The 6,572-nt window shown below is 40.1% G+C and carries 4 protein-coding genes; all 4 read right to left on the bottom strand.

Going from position 1 to position 6,572, the window contains the following annotated elements:
• Nucleotides 1-473: 473 nt before the first annotated feature.
• Entirely contained in the window at nucleotides 474-1,829 is a 1,356-nt protein-coding gene (locus tag BM278_RS17615) for an aspartate aminotransferase family protein (protein WP_090952354.1), read from the bottom strand.
• Nucleotides 1,830-1,965: 136 nt separating this feature from the next.
• Entirely contained in the window at nucleotides 1,966-3,432 is a 1,467-nt protein-coding gene (locus BM278_RS17610; RefSeq protein ID WP_090952351.1) for a CoA-acylating methylmalonate-semialdehyde dehydrogenase, read from the bottom strand.
• A 470-nt stretch (nucleotides 3,433-3,902) separates the two neighbouring features.
• Entirely contained in the window at nucleotides 3,903-5,519 is a 1,617-nt protein-coding gene (locus BM278_RS17605; RefSeq protein WP_090952348.1) for a PucR family transcriptional regulator, read from the bottom strand.
• A 769-nt stretch (nucleotides 5,520-6,288) separates the two neighbouring features.
• Nucleotides 6,289-6,572: transposase (locus BM278_RS17600; protein ID WP_143093483.1), on the bottom strand; the 284-nt coding region annotated here is incomplete at its 5' end.

Raw genomic sequence — 6,572 nt, 5'->3', positions numbered from 1 at the left:
CATGAACATCCAATCCTGCGCAGCGAGGATAGATGACATCCATGATGAAAATCCTCCTTTTCGATGATCGAGTGCGCAAACAGCGAATCCACGGGAGAAATGCGGCAGTTTTCCGTTCGTCGTCACCTTTCCTCCGCATCGGGAAAGGGCGGACAATGGGTGGTGCACCCAGTGGATTCGAACGCTTTTCTGTACAGGGTCCAAGCCACCATTAAGTATAACGTCCTATTGAGCTGTTTGCGCCTACTCTTCATTATGGGAAGAAAAGGGGGATTTTCATGCCCGGGTGGAGAGCAAAAATTGCTCATGGAACTTTTCTGTGAAAACAACAGATCCACCAGTGGCTAGGACTATTTTCATGTCTAGGTGAGGAATAAAATTTACTCATGTCCTTTTCCCTTATTTTTTTGGGATAACAAATAAAATAGTGCCCGCAATTTCATGAAAATCATTGCGAGCACCATTCCTATTGCTTATTTCATTTTCCATAATGCATCTGTCAATGTATTGATTAAGAAGGAGAGATCGTCGTCCTCAATATTCAGCGGCGGGGATAATGTTAGTACGTTGTTGTATCCAGCAACGGTCGTGCCGTTTTTGCCAATAATCAGGCCGTTTTCTTTGCAAATGCCAATCGCTTTATTCACAAGCGAAACATCAAGAGGCTCTTTTGTATCTTTGTCGGCGACTAGTTCAATTCCAATTAACAAACCTTTTCCGCGCACATCGCCAACGTAAGGGTGGTCTTGCAGTTTATTTTTTAACTCATTTAACAGCCGTTCGCCTGCTTCCCGCGAACGCGCAAATAAATTTTCCCTTTCCATAATTTCAATATTTTTTAATGCTAAAGCGCATGCTGCTGGATGGCCGCCAAACGTGTTAACATGGCGGAAGTAATCATATTCTTCTGTTCCTTTAAACGCCTCATAAATCTCTTTTCGAACAGCGGTTGCCGACAATGGTAAGTATGCGCTTGTAATTCCTTTTGCCATCGTAATAATATCTGGCTTTACCCCATAGTTCATGAATCCAAACGGTTTGCCTGTCCGCCCAAACCCGCAAATCACTTCATCGACAATCAACAAAGCGCCGTGTTTTTCGCACACTTCTTTTACGGCTTTCATATATCCTTCCGGCGGTATGAGCACTCCCCCTCCGGTGATAATCGGTTCCATGATTACCGCCGCAATCGTTTCGCTCAACTCCCATGTCATCACATCGTCGATTACTTTGACTGACCGTAAATCCCGCGGATTTTCCGCCTGATCATTGTCACGGTAGCTGTCTGGAGGCGGCACATGAATAAACCCAGGCGCAAGCGGCTCATATTTATACTTCCGTTGTGCCTGACCTGTTGCGGCAAGAGCTCCCATCGAGTTTCCATGGTACGCCCGATACCGGGAAATAATCTTATATCGGTTATGCTCTCCTCTTTGCTGGTGATATTGTCTTGCGATTTTAAATGCGGTTTCATTCGCTTCAGAGCCGCTGTTGGAAAAGAAAATAACATATTCGTCTCCCAACAACTCATTTAATTTTTCGCCAAGCTGAATAGCCGGTATATGACTTTGCGTAAGCGGAAAGTACGCAAGTTTTTTTAGCTGTTCATATGCTGCTTCCGCTAATTCCTCACGTCCATACCCTACATTCACGCACCATAATCCCGCCATCGCATCTAAATATTTTTTTCCGGTAAGATCGGTAACCCAACATCCTTTCGCTTCTGTCACTACTAGCGTTTCATCAGGATTATAAGGTTTCATTGAATGCCATATATATTGACTATCTTTTGTAATCCATTGTTGCTCATTTTGATGAATTTGAACCAATTCTCTTCCCCTCTTTCTTTTGTAAAGTTAGCTCCCTTCCACCTGAATTTTGTTTTAAAGCAGAGGGATTTTTGAGTAATTATTCTTACTAAATGAGTAAACCTGTTCTTGTCCAGTATTTTCTTTCAAGATCGTGTTAAAAATCGAATCGAGAGGTAATCATTTTTTTGCGTGTATAGAAGTTCACTCCATCTTTTCCATTTACGTGGAGGTCACCATAAAACGAGTCCTTCCAGCCAGAGAACGGGAAGAATGCCATCGTTGCCGGTACGCCTACATTGATTCCTAACATTCCCGCATCCGCTTCTTCACGGAATTTACGGACAGCTTTCGCATCTTTCGTATAAATAGTCGCACCGTTTCCGTATCGAGATTTGCGAATATACTCAAGTGCTTCGTCCAAATCTTTGGCACGCAACAAGCTAAGGACAGGAGCAAAAATCTCTTCTTTAGCAATCGTCATATTTGGTGTGACATGATCAAAAATCGTTGGCCCAAGGAAGTTTCCTTCTCGCATTTCCTCCATTTCTTTGCGTCCATCCCGAATAAGTATTGCCCCTTCTTCAATCCCCTTTTGAATGTATCCCAATACTTTTTCACGATGGGATTGGCGAATAACGGGGGTTAAAAACACTTCTGGATCCATACCATTTCCAATAACAATTTCATCCGCCTTTTGCTTTAGCAGTTTTACAAACTGTTCATTTTCACCAACAATAACAACCGCGCTACAAGCCATGCAACGCTGTCCTGCACTTCCAAAAGCGGAACTAATCACGTGCTGCACTGCTGTCTCTACATCAGCATCAGGCATGACGATATGATGATTTTTTGCCCCAGAAAGCGCTTGCACTCGTTTACCTTGTGCCGCTGCACGCTCATATACATATTTGGCGACAGGCTGGGAACCGACAAAAGAAATTGCTTTAATATCCTCGTGATCGATGAGGGCATTAACGACATCATGCGCCCCATGAACGATATTGAGCACTCCTTCTGGCGCCCCGGCCTGTGTAAACAACTCAGCCAGTTTATTGGCTAAAATCGGCGTTCTTTCAGATGGCTTTAATACGAACGTATTCCCGCAAGCAATCGCCAACGGAAACATCCAGAGAGGCACCATCATCGGAAAATTAAATGGCGTAATTCCAGCGACTACTCCTAAAGGATAACGGAACATTTCCGAATCAATGCCTTCCGCAATTCCCGATAGTGACTCCCCCATCATTAATGTTGGAGCGCCTGCGGCAAATTCTACGCACTCAATTCCCCTTTGAATCTCTCCATATGCTTCTTTATATGCTTTTCCGTTCTCTTGAACGATAAGCTTTGCTAATTCTTCATGATGCTCGTTCAATAAATGATGAAATGTAAACATAATCCGCGCCCGTTTAGGAACCGGTGTATTTTTCCACGTTTCAAACGCTTTTTTGGCCGCTTGCACAGCTCTGTCTACATCTTCCTTCGTCGAAATCGGAACCCGCGCCAGCACTTCCCCTGTCGCCGGATTCGGCACTTCCAATGTCTCCGTCCCGCTTGATTCTACCCATTGTCCATTAATAAAGTTTTTCAAAATAGTTGTTTCGTTCTTTGTCACCGTCATCACAAAAACCCTCCCTTTTTGTTATGCTATTTGAAATTATTCAATTTTAACGAAATTATCTCTTAATTTCCAATATTCTTCATTAGACAAAACGTAAAAATGATAAATATGTTCATTCCACAATATGACACATCCTATTTTATTGTGTAGAAATTTCCTCTCCGTCCAGTAAACTTCGACCACCGGAAAACCGCCGCTTTCTTTTTGCTAACTTCCGGCATTGGTCAAGGAGAAGTTATTGTGTAAAATTCCATTACTATATAAGTTGAAATTTTGTTTTACATTCAGCTGATCACTCGCCACGTTATATCATATCGACTTGTATTAAGATGAAAACAGAAACGACAAATCAGAAATTTTTTATTGCAACTTATATAGCACAGTAAATAAATTCCGACATTCCATCAGGTGCTTTTTCTGAACAATAATTATGCATAAAAATAAAACTCCTCTACTTTTGTAGAAGAGTTTTACTGATCATTTTGCGCATATTGAGTTGCATTATTTGGCATTAAATATTCGTATGCTTTGATCATAAATTCAATAGCTAGCCTTTTTTCCGGATTCATAAAATCATCGCCCAACAATTTTTCTAATTTTTGAATGCGATGATAAAGCGTTTGTCTAACGACAAATAATCTTTTGGCCGTTTCTTTTTTCGAGCCGTTACACTCCAAGTACACCTTTAATGTTTCCATCAGCTTTCCATTGTATTTTTGATCATATTGAATAACAGGTTCTAAATATTCCATTACCACCTCATGCAAGTCACTATATTTATGAATAAGCGAAATAATTCGATATATATGTAAATCTTCATAAAAATAGCTATTTGCTTTTTCGCCCAGCTGATTTTGGATTTTAATGGTTTCTAAAGCAGTTCGATAACTTTTGTCCATATGGGAGAGGTTTTCTACAAATTTTCCAACTGCTATGAGGAATTTCGGGATTCTTTTTTTATTCACAAAATCAGATTCCAGCAAATATTTAATCCCCATCTTCATACGACTTTTCCATGTTTTTATGTCACGCTTATTCACCATAATAAATACAACGCTGTTGCGAAAGTCAACAGGAAATGCGGAAAATCCTTGTTGTTCAAAAATAGTCCGGCACAATAATTTGAAATAAGTAATGTCTAAGTTCAAGTATTGTTTCGATGATTTGAATCTGCAAATAATGACCAATCCACCTTTTGGCCTTAATTCTGCTTCATGATCTGTTAAATAGTCGAAAATAGCTTCACTCGTATGCTCACCTTCTAACCAACCCTTTAACCATTCATGTTCTTGCGCTCGCTTTTTTTCTTCTACATATAAATCCCGCAGCAAATGTTGGGCAAGAGCAGTAGCCGTTCGATCCAAAATAAGAAGATCAAATTCACTAATTTCTTTATCGATGGAAACAATAGATAATTCCGCATATTCATTACCGAGGATTTGAATGGACTGAGAAGCTGTCTTTTGCTGTGGATGAAGTGCAGATGCAGAATCCAGCAGTTGTTGTTCTGCATCGGATCGTTTTACATATTTCGGCACTAACTCTACTTCTTTTCCATTTATCCGAAAAATGACTTGATGTCCTAAATAGTGATGCAGAAATTTTAAAATTTCATCATAATGATCAATCGACAACAATTTCTTGTTTAATTCTTGTGAATAGGACTCTAGGTTGGAGATGATTTGATAATGCTGATTTATTAAATAAGTGTGGATATCCTGGGTGATTTCGACGAACGGGACTTCTTTGAGAAAGAGAATGATAGGAAATTGGTATTCGTTCGCTAAATCAATCACCTCTTGTGGAATGGAAGAAGCATAAGTTCCTATTTCAACGCATAATCCAGATGCATCGCATTCAATTAGTTGTTGCACGAAAGATATAAATAACTCCTTATTTTCCTTCCATCCTACTCCAGTGGATAAAATAAGTTCTTTTCCTTTCAGTAGATTACTGATTTTGGTTACTTCCACGACATGCACCCATTTTACCGTGCGATGCAACCCTTGATGCCCAGCTATAATCTGAATATGCTCAAAATGCTTTCTTTTCAAAATATCAGAAACCGTTAATTTGGAAGTTTTCATACACTTTTCTTTCACTCCTTTGTTCAACAGAGAAATTTAAAAATAATATCTGTTATCTAGACAAAATTTACTCATATTATACTTGTTTAAATTGAACTTCTTCTTTAAAAAAGTATTCAGACTGTACAAAATTTTTTCTAAACATCTATGCCTACTATGGTTATGACTATACTTTAGCAGCTAAACTAACTCCAGAGTACCGCCAGCCATCATACTCGCCGAAAAAAGGTGAAGCCCAATATAACCATTAACATTTTCCAAAAACTACTTTGCGGCACCACTGTTAGTAAGAATTGTAATCTGCATTCATATTCTTTCCCATACTAATTCCCCCTAGTGTTCTACTTTATAGATATGATTATACTTGGAAACAAAAAATACGTAACAAAATGTGTAAGAACATCTTACATATTTTTTGATAACCTAGCCCTGCATTCTAGTTCAAAATTGATGCCAAAATCGAGTAAGAGGAGGGTGGCTAACTCCCGCCTTTTGTCTTTAATGACAGGCGCGCTGGCCTCCGTTTAGGACTCTCCCCTATACAATGATTGTCTATATATTGGATGTACAAGCAAGGTTGGCCCAAAAGTGACGGCAAAAAAACAAAAACGCCGACTCATCCCCACCACTTACGCCTCGCTTAGAGGTGAAGGTCTTTTCGGCGCTTATAATAAAATTCCAAAGCAATTCTTCCTCCTATTTTTACTACTGTAGTTGAGCAATTTTAATTACAATAATTACCATGTAAAAGAGACAAACAGGGTACCCCTTATGCCACGTGGAGCTGTTTTTTCACGGTATCAATGGGAATATTTTGTTTCGCTGCACGGTAAATGAACTCCACGAGGCTATGTCCTTTTCTCTTGCGCAGAAGATCGAGCCCATCAGAAAAATCGCTGTTCGACTCGAACATGCTGTACACGTAAGCAAGCTGCACCAAGATCCAGTAGCGTTTCACCGCCCGACGTCCGCGAACGCGGTATCCATCGAGTTTCAGCTGGTCTTTCGCTTGACGGAAAAAACATTCGATCGACCAACGCTGGGCATAGTAGC

This window comes from Parageobacillus thermantarcticus (genome assembly GCF_900111865.1).
In the GTDB taxonomy this organism is placed as follows: Bacteria; Bacillota; Bacilli; order Bacillales; family Anoxybacillaceae; genus Parageobacillus; species Parageobacillus thermantarcticus.
The sequence above is the reverse complement of the archived record's forward strand: the minus strand, read 5'-3'. Positions and strand labels throughout refer to the sequence as shown.

Bases quoted from the DNA above. Each gene is read 5' to 3' on its own strand.
- BM278_RS17610 (WP_090952351.1), bottom strand. From the start codon at position 3,432: ATGACGGTGACAAAGAACGAAACAACTATTTTGAAAAACTTTATTAAT.
- BM278_RS17605 (WP_090952348.1), bottom strand. From the start codon at position 5,519: ATGAAAACTTCCAAATTAACGGTTTCTGATATTTTGAAAAGAAAGCAT.